The organism is Kingella sp. (in: b-proteobacteria), assembly GCF_030527935.1.
Classification (GTDB): Bacteria; Pseudomonadota; Gammaproteobacteria; order Burkholderiales; family Neisseriaceae; genus Kingella_B.
The window spans coordinates 37,392-52,901 of the sequence record NZ_JAUMZV010000014.1; the positions used below are offsets into that span (position 1 = coordinate 37,392).

The 15,510-nt window shown below is 54.1% G+C and carries 23 protein-coding genes; 8 read left to right on the forward strand and 15 right to left on the reverse strand.

Features of this window, described 5'->3' with window-relative positions; translation table 11 throughout:
• The first annotated feature begins 32 nt into the window (after positions 1-32).
• Positions 33-1,016, forward strand: a complete 984-nt coding sequence (locus Q4A85_RS06075; protein WP_303108555.1) for an RnfABCDGE type electron transport complex subunit B — start codon at positions 33-35, stop codon at positions 1,014-1,016.
• Here Q4A85_RS06075 and Q4A85_RS06080 read toward each other — a convergent pair.
• The gene (locus tag Q4A85_RS06080) at positions 981-1,169 is read right to left on the reverse strand and encodes a hypothetical protein (protein WP_303108557.1); all 189 of its coding nucleotides are present in this window, start codon (positions 1,167-1,169) and stop codon (positions 981-983) included. The genes Q4A85_RS06075 and Q4A85_RS06080 overlap by 36 nt on opposite strands.
• A gap of 206 nt (positions 1,170-1,375) precedes the next feature.
• On the opposite strand from Q4A85_RS06080, the gene Q4A85_RS06085 reads away from it, so the two are divergent.
• The 6 genes from Q4A85_RS06085 (at position 1,376) to Q4A85_RS06110 (ending at position 5,502) form a co-directional block, all read left to right on the forward strand.
• On the forward strand, positions 1,376-2,221 hold the full coding sequence (locus Q4A85_RS06085) for a ParB/RepB/Spo0J family partition protein (RefSeq protein ID WP_303108559.1): 846 nt from the start codon (positions 1,376-1,378) through the stop codon (positions 2,219-2,221).
• Positions 2,222-2,460: 239 nt separating this feature from the next.
• Complete coding sequence (gene rfbB / locus Q4A85_RS06090; RefSeq protein WP_303108561.1) at positions 2,461-3,525, forward strand: dTDP-glucose 4,6-dehydratase; 1,065 nt, start codon at positions 2,461-2,463, stop codon at positions 3,523-3,525.
• A 125-nt stretch (positions 3,526-3,650) separates the two neighbouring features.
• Positions 3,651-4,340: a tRNA (guanosine(46)-N7)-methyltransferase TrmB gene (gene trmB / locus Q4A85_RS06095; protein WP_303108563.1), complete on the forward strand. Its 690-nt coding sequence runs from the start codon at positions 3,651-3,653 to the stop codon at positions 4,338-4,340.
• Between the two features lie 76 nt (positions 4,341-4,416).
• The gene (locus Q4A85_RS06100; protein ID WP_303108565.1) at positions 4,417-4,545 is read left to right on the forward strand and encodes a hypothetical protein; all 129 of its coding nucleotides are present in this window, start codon (positions 4,417-4,419) and stop codon (positions 4,543-4,545) included.
• Between the two features lie 123 nt (positions 4,546-4,668).
• Positions 4,669-4,887 (forward strand): hypothetical protein, encoded by a 219-nt coding sequence (locus Q4A85_RS06105; protein WP_303108567.1) that lies wholly within the window; start codon positions 4,669-4,671, stop codon positions 4,885-4,887.
• Positions 4,888-4,929: 42 nt separating this feature from the next.
• Positions 4,930-5,502: an aminodeoxychorismate/anthranilate synthase component II gene (locus tag Q4A85_RS06110; protein ID WP_303108569.1), complete on the forward strand. Its 573-nt coding sequence runs from the start codon at positions 4,930-4,932 to the stop codon at positions 5,500-5,502.
• A 113-nt stretch (positions 5,503-5,615) separates the two neighbouring features.
• On the opposite strand, the gene pgeF is transcribed toward Q4A85_RS06110, so the two are convergent.
• The 5 genes from pgeF to Q4A85_RS06135 form a co-directional block, all read right to left on the reverse strand.
• On the reverse strand, positions 5,616-6,401 hold the full coding sequence (gene pgeF, locus Q4A85_RS06115; protein WP_303108571.1) for a peptidoglycan editing factor PgeF: 786 nt from the start codon (positions 6,399-6,401) through the stop codon (positions 5,616-5,618).
• Between the two features lie 314 nt (positions 6,402-6,715).
• The gene (gene purH / locus Q4A85_RS06120; protein ID WP_303108573.1) at positions 6,716-8,296 is read right to left on the reverse strand and encodes a bifunctional phosphoribosylaminoimidazolecarboxamide formyltransferase/IMP cyclohydrolase; all 1,581 of its coding nucleotides are present in this window, start codon (positions 8,294-8,296) and stop codon (positions 6,716-6,718) included.
• A 54-nt stretch (positions 8,297-8,350) separates the two neighbouring features.
• Positions 8,351-9,172, reverse strand: coding sequence for a nuclease-related domain-containing protein (locus Q4A85_RS06125; RefSeq protein WP_303108574.1), 822 nt, complete (start codon positions 9,170-9,172; stop codon positions 8,351-8,353).
• Positions 9,173-9,366: 194 nt separating this feature from the next.
• Positions 9,367-9,606 carry a Fis family transcriptional regulator gene (locus Q4A85_RS06130; protein WP_303108575.1) on the reverse strand — a complete coding sequence of 80 codons (240 nt, stop codon included), beginning with the start codon at positions 9,604-9,606 and terminating at the stop codon, positions 9,367-9,369.
• Between the two features lie 118 nt (positions 9,607-9,724).
• The gene (locus Q4A85_RS06135; protein ID WP_303108577.1) at positions 9,725-10,081 is read right to left on the reverse strand and encodes a hypothetical protein; all 357 of its coding nucleotides are present in this window, start codon (positions 10,079-10,081) and stop codon (positions 9,725-9,727) included.
• A gap of 74 nt (positions 10,082-10,155) precedes the next feature.
• Between Q4A85_RS06135 and Q4A85_RS06140 the strand changes: the two genes are divergently transcribed.
• Positions 10,156-10,299 (forward strand): hypothetical protein, encoded by a 144-nt coding sequence (locus tag Q4A85_RS06140; RefSeq protein ID WP_303108579.1) that lies wholly within the window; start codon positions 10,156-10,158, stop codon positions 10,297-10,299.
• Here the strand turns inward: Q4A85_RS06140 and Q4A85_RS06145 are convergent.
• From Q4A85_RS06145 to Q4A85_RS06185, 9 genes are all read right to left on the reverse strand, one after another.
• On the reverse strand, positions 10,287-11,105 hold the full coding sequence (locus tag Q4A85_RS06145; protein ID WP_303108581.1) for an outer membrane protein assembly factor BamD: 819 nt from the start codon (positions 11,103-11,105) through the stop codon (positions 10,287-10,289). The two genes, Q4A85_RS06140 and Q4A85_RS06145, sit on opposite strands and share 13 nt — an antisense overlap.
• Before the next feature lie 32 nt (positions 11,106-11,137).
• Entirely contained in the window at positions 11,138-11,917 is a 780-nt protein-coding gene (gene tatC / locus Q4A85_RS06150) for a twin-arginine translocase subunit TatC (RefSeq protein ID WP_303108583.1), read from the reverse strand.
• Positions 11,914-12,435, reverse strand: coding sequence for a Sec-independent protein translocase protein TatB (gene tatB, locus Q4A85_RS06155; RefSeq protein ID WP_303108585.1), 522 nt, complete (start codon positions 12,433-12,435; stop codon positions 11,914-11,916). Before tatB ends, tatC begins: the two co-directional genes overlap by 4 nt.
• A gap of 2 nt (positions 12,436-12,437) precedes the next feature.
• Positions 12,438-12,641: a Sec-independent protein translocase subunit TatA gene (tatA, locus tag Q4A85_RS06160; protein ID WP_303108587.1), complete on the reverse strand. Its 204-nt coding sequence runs from the start codon at positions 12,639-12,641 to the stop codon at positions 12,438-12,440.
• Positions 12,642-12,759: 118 nt separating this feature from the next.
• Positions 12,760-13,470: a nicotinamide riboside transporter PnuC gene (gene pnuC / locus Q4A85_RS06165; RefSeq protein WP_303108589.1), complete on the reverse strand. Its 711-nt coding sequence runs from the start codon at positions 13,468-13,470 to the stop codon at positions 12,760-12,762.
• A 75-nt stretch (positions 13,471-13,545) separates the two neighbouring features.
• Positions 13,546-13,869, reverse strand: a complete 324-nt coding sequence (locus Q4A85_RS06170) for a histidine triad nucleotide-binding protein (protein WP_303108591.1) — start codon at positions 13,867-13,869, stop codon at positions 13,546-13,548.
• A 55-nt stretch (positions 13,870-13,924) separates the two neighbouring features.
• The gene (locus Q4A85_RS06175; protein WP_303108592.1) at positions 13,925-14,248 is read right to left on the reverse strand and encodes a phosphoribosyl-ATP diphosphatase; all 324 of its coding nucleotides are present in this window, start codon (positions 14,246-14,248) and stop codon (positions 13,925-13,927) included.
• 84 nt (positions 14,249-14,332) lie between these two features.
• Positions 14,333-14,725: a phosphoribosyl-AMP cyclohydrolase gene (gene hisI, locus Q4A85_RS06180; protein WP_303108594.1), complete on the reverse strand. Its 393-nt coding sequence runs from the start codon at positions 14,723-14,725 to the stop codon at positions 14,333-14,335.
• Positions 14,726-14,897: 172 nt separating this feature from the next.
• Entirely contained in the window at positions 14,898-15,434 is a 537-nt protein-coding gene (locus tag Q4A85_RS06185) for a CreA family protein (protein WP_303108596.1), read from the reverse strand.
• Between the last annotated feature and the right edge of the window lie 76 nt (positions 15,435-15,510).

Sequence of the window (15,510 nt, forward strand, 5' to 3'; positions counted from 1 at the left end):
TCCACACCATTCAACTCCAAACCACAACAGCAATGCCCACCGCCGCCCAAATCAACGCCCTACTCCCGCAAACCCAATGCCGCGAATGCGGCTTTTCAGGCTGCCTGCCCTACGCCCAAGCCATCGCCCGCCGCGAAGCCCCCATCAACCTTTGCGCCCCTGGTGGAGCCATCGTTATCCACGACCTAGCCCAGCTACTTGGGCAGCCTGAAATCGCCCCCGCCAAAAGCCAAACCCCCGCCCTAGCATGGATAGACGAAGCCATCTGCATCGGCTGCACCGCCTGCATCCGCGCCTGCCCCGTGGATGCCATCATGGGCGCAAGCAAGCAAATGCACACCGTGCTGGCAGACGAATGCACAGGCTGCGGGCTATGCGTTGCCCCCTGCCCCGTAGATTGCATCTATATGCAGCCCACCACCGCCCGCCACCTGCCCCAAGCCCGTGTGCTCACCACCAATGCCCACGCCGCCGAGCGTTTTCAGGCTGCCCAACACGCCCAAGCCCGCTACGAAAACCAAATCGCCCGCAAACAACGCCTAGAAGCCGAACGCAAACAAAAAGCCGCCGCCTATCAAGCCCAATTTGCCACCCCCATCCCAAGGCAGCCTGAAAATGAGTGCAACGAGTTTCGGCGCAGCCAAAATGAACAAAGTGAGTTTCGGCGCAGCCAAAACGAATTTCAGCGTAACCAAAACGAGTGCAACGAGTTGCAGCACAACAGCCCCAATCAACCCAGCACATCGCAACCACCCACCCCAACCCCCAGCCTAAACCCCGCCGACCTAATCGCCCAAGCCATGCAACGCGCCCAAAAGCAAAGCAACGAACGCATCGTCCCCAGCAACCACAACGACTTCCGCCAAAACCAAATCCGCGAAGCCCAACAACGCGCCACCTACCGCCGCTACCAACGCGATGCCCAATACGGCACGCCCGCCGAAAAAGCCGCCGCAATCGAATGGCTACGACAATACAAATTAGAACAAGAAGCACGCGAAGCCGCCAAGCAATAGGCAGCCTGAAAACCTTTGCAAAACCCCAATGGCAGCCTGAAACCTAAAATGGAACGGCGATGGCTCGTCGCCAAAATGCCAATCCACGCAGCAAAATATAGCCAGCCAAAATAAAAACAGCATAAGTAGGGTGTGTGGCTTGCCACGCACCATTTAAGCATTGCTAAACGGTGCGTGAGCAAGCTTACACACCCTACACACCATAAAACTTTGCCAACACAATAGTTTTCAGGCTGCCTTAACCACCTGATGCAGCCTGAAACCGTTTACAAACCTACAAACCATCGCCCCCCAATACTTTTCAGGCTGCCTAACCCCACCGCAGCCTGCCCTCCAATCACCATCCACAAGGAACCCCCATGTCCAAACCCAAAAGCGGTCTCGGCAGAGGCTTAGACTCACTCATCTCCCTATCCAACAATCTCCCCCCCGCCGAGCAAAACAACCAGCTCACCCGCATCCCCATTGCCCAAATCCGCCCCAGCCGCTACCAAGCCCGCACCCAATTCGACGACGACAGCCTGCAAGAACTCGCCGACAGCATCAAAGCCCAAGGCATCATCCAGCCCATCACCGTGCGCGAATACGGGCTAGACAACTACGAACTCATCGCAGGCGAACGCCGCCTACGCGCCGCCCAGCTAGCAGGGCTGGCCGAAGTCCCCGTTGTCATCAAACACATCAACGACAAAACCGCCATGGCAATGGGCTTGATTGAAAACATCCAGCGCGAAAACCTAAACCCCATAGAAGAAGCCCAAGGCTTGCGCCGTCTGATAGACGAATTTGAACTCACCCACGAAGCCATCGCCCAAGCCATCGGGCGCAGCCGCAGCACCATCACCAACAGCCTGCGCCTGCTCAAACTGCCCACCCCCATCCAAGACATGATGGCGCAACACCACCTAGAAATGGGACACGCCCGCGCCATCATCAATCTGCCCGTGCAACAGCAGCTAGAACTCGCCCACAAAGCCGTAAAACACGCATGGTCGGTGCGCGAAATGGAACGCCGCAGCCAAGAAATCCTAAAAGACAAACCCGCCCCCGTCCAGCCCCACCCCGACATCCAACACATCGCCGAGCAGCTCACCGAAAAACTCGGCGTGCTGGTAGAAATCAAAACACGCAACCAAAAATCAGGGCAAATCATCCTGAAATTCAACAGCCCCGAGCAGTTTGAGCAACTGTTGCAACAGCTTTAAAATTTTGCAGCGTATCTTAAAAAATATGCTGACTAGATGGCTGTTAATGGCACGCAACATGAATTAAACACTCTGCAATCTGTTCCTTCTCCCGCTGGCGGGGGAAGGTTAGGAAGGGGGTGGCAGGTTTGAACAGCCATCCTAACCTTGCCCCGCCAGCGGGGCTGGAAAGAGCAGCGCAGCATATTATTTAAGACACTACCCAAATTTTCTTCCACCATCCAACCAAAGGAATAACCATGAAAATTCTTGCAACAGGCGGCGCAGGCTTTATCGGCTCAGCCGTAGTGCGCCACATCATCAACCACACCCAAGACAGCGTGATTAACCTAGACAAGCTCACCTACGCGGGCAACCTAGACAGCCTAACCAGCATCGCCCACAGCGACCGCTACACCTTTGAACATGCCGACATCTGCGACCGCGCCGCGCTAGACCGCATTTTCGCGCAACATCAACCCGATGCCGTCATGCACCTTGCCGCCGAAAGCCATGTTGACCGCAGCATAGACAGCGCAGGCGAATTTATCCAAACCAACATTGTCGGCACATTCACCCTGCTAGAAGCCGCCCGCGCCTACTACCAAGGGCAGCCTGAAAACCGCCGCGCCGCCTTCCGCTTCCACCACATCTCCACCGATGAAGTCTATGGCGACCTACACGGCACAAACGATTTGTTCACCGAAACCACGCCCTACGCCCCATCCAGCCCTTATTCCGCCAGCAAAGCCAGCAGCGACCACCTTGTCCGCGCATGGCGGCGCACCTACGGGCTGCCCACCATCGTAACCAACTGCTCCAACAACTACGGCTGCTACCACTTCCCCGAAAAACTCATCCCCCACATGATACTCAACGCCCTAGACGGCAAGCCCCTGCCCGTGTATGGCGACGGCAAGCAAATCCGCGACTGGCTGTATGTAGAAGACCACGCCCGCGCCCTGTATCTCGTGGTAACCCAAGGCAAAATTGGCGAAACCTACAACATCGGCGGCTTTAACGAACAACAAAACATCCAAGTCGTGCGCACCATTTGCGCACTCTTGGAAGAACTCGCCCCCAACAAACCCCAAGGCATCGCCCACTACGCCGACCTGATTACCCACGTTACCGACCGCGCAGGACACGACGTGCGCTACGCCATAGATGCCAGCAAAATCCAACGCGAGCTCGGTTGGACACCGCAAGAAACCTTTGAAAGCGGCATCCGCAAAACCGTACAATGGTATTTAGACAATAAAGACTGGTGGCAGCGCGTGCTAGACGGCAGCTACCAACTGGAACGCTTGGGCAAAGCCGCCTAATCCTGTTTACCCTTTCAGGCTGCCTAACACCACAAGGCAGCCTGAAAACCAATCAACTCCACTATTTTGCGTAGGGTGTGTGGCTTTGCCATGCACCGTTTACCCCCATCCCACAAGAGCCCCCCATGACCACCCCACCCAATCCCCCCCACCGCAGCATCAAATCCTACGTCCTACGCCAAGGACACATGACTCCCGCCCAACAAAAAGCCATAGACGACAATTGGGCAACCATCGGCATCAACTTTCAGGCTGCCCCGCTAGACTTAACCACCACCTTCAACCGCCCCAACCCCAAAGTCCTAGAAATCGGCTTCGGCATGGGCGTTGCCACCGCCCAAATCGCTCAATGGCTGCCCGACACCGACTTTCTCGCCATAGACGTACACGGCCCAGGCGTAGGCAACCTATGCAAACTCATCGCCGAGCAAAGCATCACCAACATCCGCGTCATGCGCCACGATGCCGTAGAAGTCGTAGAAAAAATGTTGCCCGACAACAGCCTAGACGGCATCCACATATTCTTCCCTGACCCATGGCACAAAAAACGCCACAACAAACGCCGTCTCATCCAAGCCCCATTTATCGCCAAACTGCTGCCCAAACTCAAAAGCAACGGCTACATCCACCTAGCCACCGACTGGGAAGAATACGCCCAGCAAATGCTCGCCGTGCTGCAAAGTTTCCCCGAACAGCTCACCAACACCGCCACCGACTTCGCCCCCACCCCCAGCTACCGCCCTGAAACCAAATTTGAAGCCCGCGGCAAACGCCTAGGGCACGGCGTGTGGGATTTGGTGTTCCGCAAAAAATAAGGCGCGGGCGAAACGCCAAAGGCAGCCTGAAAAGGGAAAATCCATTTTCAGGCTGCCTTTAAACCCTGCCCATCCTTTGCCAGAACACGGCTTGCCAGCAAGCCGTAGAAACGCGAGCCAACATTTCAGGCTGCCCAATATTCGCGCCCGCGTTCAACGCACCGCATCCGTTTTCAGGCTGTCTAAAGCCCCAAAGGCAGCCTGAAACGCCCAACATCCAGTGCTATATAAACCACGCACTTTGCCGATAGCCGTGAGCTAATGTTCAACTGATATAATGGCACAGCACGTTTTACCGTTTATTTTCAGCAAATGAAAAGGTTATGTCATGAGATTATTGATGATTACCACGCTTGCCGCGCTCAATATTGCCGCGTGTACCCACACGAATACAGCAACAGAAAGAAAATGGGATGCATCGCAAGAGCTGCACGGCACGGATTGGAACAAAACCCAAGCCGATTTAGATGCGGCTGCTCAAGGCAGAGTGAAAGCCGATTGGAAAAAAATACGCGATAATTTGCGCAGCGGCAACGCGGGCAAATAAAATATACCGCCATCTCATTATTTAAAATCAACAGGTTACAAAATGCTTTTATTTATTGATAATTACGACAGTTTTACCTACAACATTGTTCAATATCTGGGCGAGCTGGGGCAGGAAGTGCTGGTTCGCTGCAACGATGCCATCACCTTGGATGAAATTACTGCGCTCAACCCCAGCTATCTTGTTATCGGACCGGGGCCTTGCACGCCGAAAGAAGCGGGGATTTCGGTGGCGGCTATGCAGCATTTTGCGGGCAAAATCCCCATTTTGGGCGTGTGTTTGGGGCATCAAAGCATAGGCGAAGCGTTTGGTGGCAAGGTGGTGCGCGCGCAAACGCTGATGCACGGCAAGACTTCGCCTGTGTTTCATGAAAATTTGGGCGTGTTTAAGGGACTGCCCAACCCTGTGGTGTGCACGCGCTATCACAGCTTGGTGATTGACCGCGCCAGCTTGCCTGCGCATCTGTGCATCACGGCGTGGACGGAAGATGGCACGATTATGGGCATTCGCCACCGTGATTACGCGATTGAAGGCGTGCAGTTCCATCCCGAAGGCTTGCTGACCGAATACGGGCATGAAATGCTGAAAAATTTTTTGGATGAATTTGCGGCATGATGGGATGGCGGCAATAAAAAGGACGTATGGGTTACGTCCTTTTTTGTTGCGTAGGGTTGATGCTGAATGGCTTTCAGGCTGCCTTTGCTCACCGCCCTGCCCTGTTTGCAAGCTCACTCATCCCCATTTTCCAGCCAAATCATGCTTACCATGCGCCCTGTTGCGCCATCGCGGCGGTAGGAAAAAAAGGTTTCGCGTTCCAGCACGGTGCAATGTTCGCCGCCAAAAATCTGCGTTACACCTTCGAGTTGCAAAATCAGCCGCGCCAAGCCGTAAATATCGGCAAGATATTTGCCGCCGCCAATCGGCGTAAACATTCGCTCGGCGGCGCGATGCTCGGCGCAAAATGCGTCAAACACGTCTTGCCCCACTTCAAACGATTCTGCGCCAATGGCGGGGGCAAAATACGCCATGATTTCCATCGCGGGCACGCCCATTGCGGCAACGGTGTTTTGCAGCACGCCATCCGCCAAGCCGCGCCAACCCGCGTGCGCCGCGGCCACCACCGTGCCTGCGCGGTCGCACAGCAGCACGGGCAGGCAATCAGCGGTCATCACGGCGCAGGCAACTTTGCCGCTGGCATCCACCGAAGCATCGGCATTCAACGGCGCGGCGATGCTGTCGGCAGCCTGAACCACGATGGTGCTGTGGGTTTGCTGCAAATAAGCAATCGGCACAGGCACTTGCGCTTGCACGCGGGCGCGGTTTTGCGCAACGTGGTCGGGATGGTCGCCAACGTGTGCGCCCACGTTTAGGCTGTGATACGCGCCGATGCTGGTACCTCCGTTGCGCGTAGTCATCAGCGTTTTCACGTTGCGCGGGGCAGTCCAGCTGGCGGTGAAAAAACTGCCTGCGATGGGCTCGGGTAGGTTGATGGCGGTGGAGAGCGATGTGTGCATGGGCGTTCCTTTTGTGGATAAGCGTAGGCAGCCTGAAAACATTTTTATTTTGCTGAAACTCGCTGCGTTCGTTTTCAGGCTGCCTTAATACTCGTCAAATTGAATCGTGCGAATTATGGCTTGCCGACAAATCAATCCATTGATGTTGGATGAGCCATCATTCTACTTCTGCTAAAAATGGTGGGTTGATTTCTTATGCAGCTGAAACCTTTGCAAAACCACAATGGCAGCCTGAAAACGTTTGTAGATGCTGTTTGAGCTTCGCTGAAACCCGCTGCGTTCGTTTTCAGGCTGCCTTCACATCATCTCACCACTCAATGCCGAAAATGTCGCACGCCCGTTACCACCATCGCCATGCCGTGCTCATCGGCGGCGGCGAACACTTCTTCATCGCGCACCGAGCCTGCGGGGTGGATAACGGCTTTGATGCCCTGCTCGGCAATCACGTCCACGCCGTCGCGGAAGGGGAAGAATGCGTCCGAAGCGGCGCACGCGCCGTGCAAATCCAAGCCTGCGTCTTGCGCTTTGCGGACGGCGATGCGGGTGCTGTCCACGCGGCTCATTTGCCCTGCGCCGATGCCGTAGGTTTGCCCGCCTTTGCCGAACACGATGGCGTTGGATTTCACAAATTTCGCCACGTTCCACACAAACAGCAAGTCCGCCCATTCTTGCTCGGTGGGTTGGCGTTGCGACACCACGCGCAAATCTTCGCGGGCGATGCGGTGAATATCGGGCGTTTGCACCAGCAAGCCACCGCCCACGCGCTTCAATTCAAAGCGGTTTGCGCCCGCGAGCAGCGGGATTTGCAGCACGCGCACGTTTTTCTTTTCCGCCAAAATCACCAAGGCTTCGGCGGTAAACGCGGGCGACATGATGACTTCCATAAATTGATTGCGGGTGATTTGCTGGGCGGTTGCGCCGTCCACTTCGCGGTTAAAGGCGATGGTGCCGCCGAACGCGCTGGTGGGGTCGGTGGCGTAGGCAAGGCGGTAGGCGGTGAGCGGGCTGTCGGCAACGGCTACGCCGCAGGGGTTGGCGTGTTTCACAATCACGCAGGCGGGCGCGTCAAACGATTTGACGGCTTCCCATGCGGCATCGGCATCGGCGATGTTGTTGTACGACAGCTCTTTGCCTTGCAACTGGGTGTAGTTTGAAAGGCAGCCTGAAAATGGGTAAACGTCGCGGTAGAACGCGGCTTGCTGGTGTGGATTTTCGCCGTAGCGCATTTCTTGCACTTTGAGCCAGCTTTGGTTGAACTGGGCGGGGAACGTGCCGATTTCGGGTTCGCCCGATAGTTTTTCGTCCGACACGCTGGTGAGATAGTTGGAAATCATGCCGTCATATTGCGCGGTGTGGCTGAATGCTTTGCGGGCAAGGTTAAAGCGGGTTTTGTCGGATAGGCAGCCTGAAAGTTTTAATTCGTTGATAACGCTATCAAAATCGGCGTTGTCGGTAACGATGGCGACGTGTTGCCAGTTTTTTGCGGCGGAGCGCACCATGGTCGGGCCGCCGATGTCTATGTTTTCAATCGCGTCTTCCAGCGTGCAGCCTGCTTGGGCGATGGTGGCGGCAAAGGGGTAGAGATTCACGGCGACCAAATCAATGTTGCCGATGCCGTGCGCCGCCATTTGCTCGGCGTGGTCGCTTAAATCGCGCCGCCCAAGTATGCCGCCGTGGATTTTGGGGTGCAGGGTTTTCACGCGCCCGTCTAGCATTTCGGGGAAGCCTGTGTAGTCGGCGACTTCCATCACGGGTATGCCGACATCGGCAAGCAGCTTGGCGGTGCCGCCTGTGGACAGGATTTCTACGCCCATTTCGTGCAGGGCTTGGGCAAAGGGGACGATGCCTGTTTTGTCGGATAGGCTGATTAGGGCGCGTTGGATTTTTGTGGACATGGGTTCTTTCGGGGGTGGGTTGGAGAAAAAGGCGTTTCAGGCTGCCTGAAAGGGTTAATGGCGTTGGTTGAGCGATTGGATGTGTTGCGCCAATCGCTCAGGCGTGGCTTCCCATTCGGGCTGGGCTAGGATTGCGCAAATACGCTGAACTTGCTCAGGTGCGATAATGGGTTTTGTAAACCGTTGAACATAAGGAATAAATTGATTGGTTAAGCAAACCCTATCTGGAAATTCGGTTCGCAGTTGGCAAGCGCGGTGGGTAAACACAACAATAGAGTGAAATCGGTTTTCAGGCTGCCTAACCAGTTGCTCCAATGCTTTAATGTGGGCGTAATTTTGGTGTAAAGGATTGGTAAACGGATATTTTTCATGACGAGATTTGGTATGCCACCATGTTTTTTGTTGTGCGCCACCAAAAATCCAGCCTTCATAATATTTCGCTTCTATCACAAACACGCCAAACGGCGACACGATAATGTTGTCAATTTGCGTGGTTACGCCGTTGTGCGGAATGATGAGATTGTGAAAATAGTGGTACTGGCTGCGGTCTAGCTTATTCAATGCTTCCACTTTAATGATTTGCTCGCCTACTGCCCCTTTTTTGATGTTGATATTTGCAATTTCAGGCTGCCTTGGATTGGCTGGCGGTTGCTGGACGTTTCGGTGTGCAGACGTGTTTTCAGGCTGCCTTTTGTTAGCTGGCGGTTGCTGAGTATTTCGGCGTGCAGGCTTATTTTCAGGCTGCTTTTTGTTGATTGGCGGTTGCTTGGTTTTTCTACGTTTAGGCGTGTTTTTAGGTTCATCTTCGCTGCTGACGGCTTGGATAACAGCAAACAGCAAAGCGATGAACACGAGAGCATAAGCAAATAGTTCCATTTTCAGGCTGCCTTATCGTTACCGATATTCCTGCAAACGCAGTTTTTCACCTGTTTCGGTTTTGATGCCTGTTTCCCAAACCGAGCAGGCGGCGAGCAGGGCAATCAGCGTTAGGATGATGATTTTGTTCATGGTAGGGCAAGATGAAAGGCAGCCTGAAAAGCTGCGCGGGGCGTTTTCAGGCTGTCTTGGATTTAGTTAATCAACTGATGTTGCAAAAGTTTTTTGCGTAGCGTGTTGCGGTTTAAGCCGAGTATTTCGGCGGCTTTGGATTGATTGCCACCGCATTCGTGCATCACATACGCCAACAGCGGTTTTTCCACTTGCGCCAGCACCATCTCGTACACGCCGCAAGGGGTCTCGCCATTTAGGTCGCGGAAGTATTGGGCGAGATTTTGGTGGATGCAGTCGGCAATATCGGGAGCAATGGGCATGATGTGAATTCGGGTTAAGATTTAAGGGCGTATTGTAAACGATTTTGGGCGGGCTTGGGGTTTCAGGCTGCCTTTGCTTGCGCTGCGATGCGAGCAATAGGCAGCCTGAAAACATGGTTTACTCTGCTGCCGCGCTTTCGCTGGGGTGGGTTAAATCGTCCAACGCTTCTTGCGCCAAGCGCGATACGGCTTCGTTGCTGGTTTGCGCGGCAGCTTTGCGATACCACTCGGCGGCTTTGATGGCACTGGGCGCAACGCCTTCGCCGTCGTGGTACATCGTGCCAAGGATGTATTGCGCTTCGGGGTAGCCTTGCTCGGCAAGCGGTTTGACTTTTGCCAGCGCGGCTTCGGCGCGTCCTTCTTGCAAATCGGTGCTCACTTGGCTCATGGTTTCGCCGTATTGGGCGTTGTTGGCAGGCTCGGCGTGGGCGAACACGGCGGATAGGGCGAGCGCGAGAAATAGGGATTTTTTCATGGCGGTGGGATCTTTGAGATAAGGGGTTGATGGTTTGGGCTGCGCTGAAACTTCATTCGTTTTCAGGCTGCTTTTTGGGTTGCACCGTTAGCATGGATGCTGGCGACCATAGACAGCCTGAAAGCAATTATCCGAACAACAAAACAGTCGGGCATTGCACCCAACTGTTGCTGTTTTCAGGCTGCCTAGTGCATAAAATGGCGGATTACTTCCAATAACGCCACCACGGCATATCGTCAGGTTTCCATTCTTTTTGCAAATAGGGGCTTTGCGGGAAGTTTTGTTGCAACACGCGCTGGCTGTCATTTGCCGCTTGCGTGTTGCCCATTTTGCCGTAGGTGTATGCCATGATGGCAAGGGCTTCTTCCACAAAGCGCGTGTTTTGGAACTGCTTGATGACTTCCTGCGCACGATTGTTGGCGGCGAGATATGCGCCGCGTTTGGCGTAGTATTTGGCGATGGCAATTTGATGCCCGCCCAGCGCGTCCACCAGCTGCGCCATGCGTTTGCGCGCGTCTTCGGCGTATTTGCTATCGGGGTAGCGCGTAACCAACTCATTGAACACGCGATAGGCGCGGCGGTTGGCTTGCGGGTCACGGTCTGACCAATCTTGCGATGCCAGCTTGCGCAAAAACGATTGGTCTTCATCAAACAATACCAAGCCGCGCAGATACAAGGCGTAGTCCATATCAATGCTGGCGGGGTAGTTGTGCTCAAAGCGCGTGAGCAGGGCTAGGGCTTTGGCGGGTTCTTCGTTTTTGTAATGCGCGTAGGCAGAGTCCAACAGCGATTGCTCGGTGTATCGCCCTGGGGCTTGGCGGGCGCGCAGCAATTCATAGAGCTTGTTGGCGTGTTCGTAGTTTTTCGCGTTCAGCTCGCTGCGGGCTTCGTTGTAAAGCTGGTCGTTTGACCAATTTTGCGCGGCAATCGTCTCGCTATCCAGTTTAACCTTTTTGGCTTTGTTTTTAGCGGCGCAGCCTGTTAGGGCAACGGCTAGGGCGATGAGTAGCAAAGATTTTTTCATAAAGATTATTCATCCTTGTTGATAAAAAGTTTTCAGGCTGCCTTATCTGCATCATCGTTGTCCGCATCATCTCGCGTGCGCGGTTTAATCATGCGACACACCAGCAACCCGCTTTCGTAGAGCAAAATCATCGGAATGGCGAGCATGATTTGCGACAACACATCGGGCGGCGTGAGTACAGCGGCAACAATAAACGCAGCCACAATCAGATAAGGGCGGGCGGCGGATAATTGCGCGAAAGTAATCACGCCCATGCGATACAGCAACACCACCACCACGGGGATTTCAAACGTCATGCCAAAGGCAACAAACATCCCCAACACAAACGACAGATATTTATCAATATCGGTTGCCATAGAAACACCTGTGGGGGTCATGCCTGCGAAGAATTTGAACACCACGGGAAACACGAGAAAATAGCAAAACGCCATGCCTGCGGCAAACAAGATTAGGCTGGATAAAATCAGCGGCACAATCAGTCGTTTTTCGTGTTGATACAGCGCGGGGGCAACAAACGCCCAAATTTGATACAGCGTGTTGGGCAGCGAAACCAAAAACGCCGCCATCAACGCCACTTTAATCGGCACAAAAAAAGGCGCGATGACATCGGTGGCAATCATGCTGGTGGTGTTGGGCAGCACCGCCATCAAAGGCTGGGCAACAAAGGCATACAAGGGCTGCGCAAAGGGCACAATCGCAAAAAAACACAGCGCTATGCCCAACAACGCCCACACCAAGCGGCGGCGCAATTCCAGCAAATGTTCCACCAGCGGCTGCGCTTGCCCGCCGACTGGCTCGGTAGCTTGGCTCATCGGCGACTCCTTAGCTTAGGTGTGGCGCGGTGGCGCGGGCGCATATCGCGTTTGCGTGCCATCGCTTGTTTGCGCAGCGATTTGGCGTTGAGCGCGGCAATGGGCTGCTGCGGTGTGTAGTCAAATGCGGGGGGCGCATCTTCTGTTATGCCAAAATCGGCTGGCGTTTTTTGCTCGGGCAATCGCTCCCATGCGGGGCGGTTGTCTTCTTGCGCTTGCGCGGCGATGGCTTGTGTGTGTTGGGCGATTTCTTGCGTTTCTTGCTCAACTTGCTTGCCGAAATCTTGCAATTCTTGTTTTAAATCGGCAACCGTGCTGGTGAAATCTTGCTTCACTTTGCTTAATTCGGCGTATTCGCCGTTGGCTGCCAATTCTTGTTTGACACCTGCTGCCAAGCGTTGAATTTTGCCTACCCATTCGCCTGCTTTGCGCGCCACTTTGGGCAGACGTTCTGGCCCTAATACCACTAGGGCAACCACGCCTGATAACAGCATCTCGGTGAAGCTAAAATCAAACATGGTTAGGCTTGTTTATCGGTTTTTTGTTCAATCGCTTCTTCTTTTTTGCTGGCTTCGGCTTCGTTGCTGCCTTTTTCCAAGCCTTCTTTAAAGTCGTGGACTGCGCCGCCTAGGTCTTTACCTACGTTGCGCAATTTTTTGGTGCCAAATACGAGCACAACGATTGCCAATACGATAAGCCAATGCCAGATTGATGTTAATCCCATGATTGAGTTCCTTGTGATGTTTGGGGTTGGTAAAAAGGGTTAGGCAGCCTGAAAAGGGGTTGGGCTGCGCGGGGGGTATTTTATTACTTCGTCCGTTTTAGCTACGCTGAACTGCGTTTCAGGCTGCCTTGGGGGCTTGCTTGATGAGTTTGGTCCAGTTGTAATAGCCGTAGAGCGAGTTGCATAGGTATGCGCCATACATCAGATACATGGCGGGAGTGTTTGCCCACAAGATGATGGATAACACGTTGAGCGCAATCCAAAGCAGCCATTGTTCGCGGTAGCGCAAAATCATCATGGCTTGGGCAACAAATGTGATGACGGTGGTTGCGCCGTCTAGCCCTGTGGAACTACCGCCTGCGGCGCGTAGGGCTTGGATGAAGCCGTATGTGCCGATGCCGATGATGGCGAGCATGATTGCCCAGCCTTGCGGGCTTAATGCTTTGGCGATAACGGTGTCGCCGTCGCTGCTGTGGGCGGTGTTGCTTTTCCACATGAAGTAGCCGATAAATTGCGATGGCAAATAGATATACAACACGGAATTCATTTCGCCGATAAAGTTGGCGCGCCATGCAACGTAGAAATAGGTGTAGGCGAAAATCAGCCCGAAAAAGTAGTTGCTGATTTTGCCTTTGCTGACCAGCACCACGCAGATGATGCCTGAAATGCCTGAAATCATTTCTAATGCGCTGGTGGGATTTTGCACATAGGCAATCACTTGGGCGGCGATAAAGGCGAGCAGCCAGATGACTTCAAATGCTTTCCAGCCACTGAATAGTTCGTCTGCGATGAGCTTGATGTAGTCGGGTTTGTTGGCGGGGGTGGTCATGTTGCTGCTCCCTTTGGGGTGGATGAAAATGCGTTTTGGCTTCGCCGAAACTCACTTTGCCTGTTTTCAGGCTGCCTATTGTGGGTTGCCGAGTATGTGGATGTGCAGATGGAAGACTTCTTGCCCGCCGCCTTTGCCTGTGTTGATTTGGGTTTTGAAGCCGTGGCTTAACCCTGCTTGCTGGGCGATTTGCGGCACGTGCAGCATCATTTTGCCCAGCAGTTCTTGGTGTTGGGGCTGGGCGTGGGCGAGCGAATCAAAATGGGTTTTGGGGATGAGCAGCAGGTGCACGGGGGCGGCGGGGTGGATGTCTTTGAAGCAGAGCATTTCGTCGTCTTCATACACGATGCTGCTGGGGATTTGTTTGGCGGCAATTTTGCAAAATAGGCAATCGGTCATGGTTTTGTCCTTGATGGTTTTCAGGCTGCCTGAAAGGGTGGCATTTTAATAGAGTTTAGCTTTTTGGGCGAGATGCTTTTTCGGCTATGCCTGATATTCCTTGGCGGCGGGCGAGTTCGGCGAGTATGTCGTCTATGCTTAGGTTGTGGTGGGCGAGCAGGATGATGCTGTGAAACCAAAGGTCGGCGATTTCGTACACGATGTGTTGGGCTTCGCCGTCTTTGCTTGCCATCAGCACTTCGCCTGCTTCTTCTATGACTTTTTTGAGAATTTTGTCTTGCCCTTGGTGTAGCAGTTGGGCGGTGTAGGATGTTTCGGGGCTGGCGGTTTTGCGTGCGTTGATGGTGGTTTGCAGTTGGGCTAGGATGGATTGGGGCATGGTGGGGTTCCTTTGGGTTGGGGATGACGGGGCAGCAGCCTGAAAAGGGTGTTTTTGGCTACGCTGAACGGCGTTTCAGGCTGCCTATGGGTTTTTGCCGTAGATTTGCTGTTCGTCTTTGATAACGGGGTCTTGGATTTGCCAGTCGTTATGTTGCCATTGGCGGTAGAAGCAGCTTTCGCGTCCTGTGTGGCAGGCGATGCCGCCGTTTTGTTGGATTTGCAGCAGGATGGCATCACCGTCGCAGTCGGTGCGGATGGCGAGTACGCGCTGGGTGTGCCCTGATTCTTCGCCTTTTTTCCATTGTTTTTGGCGGCTGCGGCTGTAATAGTGGGCGTAGCCTGTTTGGATGGTTTGTTGCAGGGCTTCGGGGTTCATGTAGGCAACCATCAGCACGCGCCCTGTTTGGGCATCTTGGGCGATGGCGACGATGAGATTGTTGTTGTCCCATTTTAGGGATTGGATGGGGGGGAGCATGGGGTGTTCCTTGCGGTGGGGGATTTCTACCTTGCGCGTTGCGCTGCGGACTACCCCTTTATACCCAAATCAAAGATTTGGACAAAGGGGCAGGCTGCCTTTGGGGGGCTAAAATAAAAATCTGCTAATCGGTGCGTGGCAGAGCCACACGCCCTACGGATTGTTGCTTCAATCACGCGCTGATGTCGCACGCGCCGATTTGTTGGATGTTGCTGGCGGGTGCGGATGCGCTGGCGGCTGGGGTGGCGCGGGTGGTGCTGTAACACGAGAAGGCGGATAGGGAGTTTTTGGGCGAGCCTTCTATGATTTTGTCGCTGTACACCATGTAGGCAAAGGCTTTGCGCTTGGGGTCGTAGTAGCGGACGATTTGCAGGCTTTTGAAGGCGAAGCTGGCGTTGCGTTTGAATACTTGGCGCGGTTTGCTGACAACGTTTTCGCTGTATGCGATGCTGGGCGCGGTTTGCACGCAGGCGACGCTGGCATCGGATGCGTCTTCTTCTAGGTTGACGGTTTCTTTGATGCCGCCTTTTTTGGCGTAGGATAGGAAGCATGAGATGCCGTGCACGTCGGGGTCGTCAAAGGCTTCTATTTCTATGCGGTCGTTTTTGCCGAGCAGGTTGAACACGGTGGATGCTTCGCCGATTTTGTCGGTGTTTTTGCCGCAGGCGGCGAGCAGGGTTAGGGCGGTGAGCAGGATGATTTTGTTCATGGGGTTTCCTTGTATGGTGTGGATTAGGTGTAGAAATCAACCGCGTTGTTTACACAACAGTTTGGGAAAAATAAGC

Bases quoted from the DNA above. Each gene is read 5' to 3' on its own strand.
- Q4A85_RS06125 (WP_303108574.1), bottom strand. From the start codon at position 9,172: ATGGAACTATTTGCTTATGCTCTCGTGTTCATCGCTTTGCTGTTTGCT.
- pnuC (WP_303108589.1), bottom strand. From the start codon at position 13,470: ATGACCACCCCCGCCAACAAACCCGACTACATCAAGCTCATCGCAGAC.
- Q4A85_RS06185 (WP_303108596.1), bottom strand. From the start codon at position 15,434: ATGAACAAAATCATCCTGCTCACCGCCCTAACCCTGCTCGCCGCCTGC.
- Q4A85_RS06170 (WP_303108591.1), bottom strand. From the start codon at position 13,869: ATGACCGATTGCCTATTTTGCAAAATTGCCGCCAAACAAATCCCCAGC.
- Q4A85_RS06105 (WP_303108567.1), top strand. From the start codon at position 4,669: ATGAGATTATTGATGATTACCACGCTTGCCGCGCTCAATATTGCCGCG.
- Q4A85_RS06080 (WP_303108557.1), bottom strand. From the start codon at position 1,169: ATGGTGCGTGGCAAGCCACACACCCTACTTATGCTGTTTTTATTTTGG.
- purH (WP_303108573.1), bottom strand. From the start codon at position 8,296: ATGTCCACAAAAATCCAACGCGCCCTAATCAGCCTATCCGACAAAACA.
- Q4A85_RS06130 (WP_303108575.1), bottom strand. From the start codon at position 9,606: ATGCCCATTGCTCCCGATATTGCCGACTGCATCCACCAAAATCTCGCC.
- hisI (WP_303108594.1), bottom strand. From the start codon at position 14,725: ATGCTCCCCCCCATCCAATCCCTAAAATGGGACAACAACAATCTCATC.
- Q4A85_RS06145 (WP_303108581.1), bottom strand. From the start codon at position 11,105: ATGAAAAAATCTTTGCTACTCATCGCCCTAGCCGTTGCCCTAACAGGC.
- tatC (WP_303108583.1), bottom strand. From the start codon at position 11,917: ATGAGCCAAGCTACCGAGCCAGTCGGCGGGCAAGCGCAGCCGCTGGTG.
- tatA (WP_303108587.1), bottom strand. From the start codon at position 12,641: ATGGGATTAACATCAATCTGGCATTGGCTTATCGTATTGGCAATCGTT.
- Q4A85_RS06175 (WP_303108592.1), bottom strand. From the start codon at position 14,248: ATGCCCCAATCCATCCTAGCCCAACTGCAAACCACCATCAACGCACGC.
- pgeF (WP_303108571.1), bottom strand. From the start codon at position 6,401: ATGCACACATCGCTCTCCACCGCCATCAACCTACCCGAGCCCATCGCA.
- rfbB (WP_303108561.1), top strand. From the start codon at position 2,461: ATGAAAATTCTTGCAACAGGCGGCGCAGGCTTTATCGGCTCAGCCGTA.
- trmB (WP_303108563.1), top strand. From the start codon at position 3,651: ATGACCACCCCACCCAATCCCCCCCACCGCAGCATCAAATCCTACGTC.
- Q4A85_RS06135 (WP_303108577.1), bottom strand. From the start codon at position 10,081: ATGAAAAAATCCCTATTTCTCGCGCTCGCCCTATCCGCCGTGTTCGCC.
- tatB (WP_303108585.1), bottom strand. From the start codon at position 12,435: ATGTTTGATTTTAGCTTCACCGAGATGCTGTTATCAGGCGTGGTTGCC.
- Q4A85_RS06075 (WP_303108555.1), top strand. From the start codon at position 33: ATGCCCACCGCCGCCCAAATCAACGCCCTACTCCCGCAAACCCAATGC.
- Q4A85_RS06085 (WP_303108559.1), top strand. From the start codon at position 1,376: ATGTCCAAACCCAAAAGCGGTCTCGGCAGAGGCTTAGACTCACTCATC.
- Q4A85_RS06110 (WP_303108569.1), top strand. From the start codon at position 4,930: ATGCTTTTATTTATTGATAATTACGACAGTTTTACCTACAACATTGTT.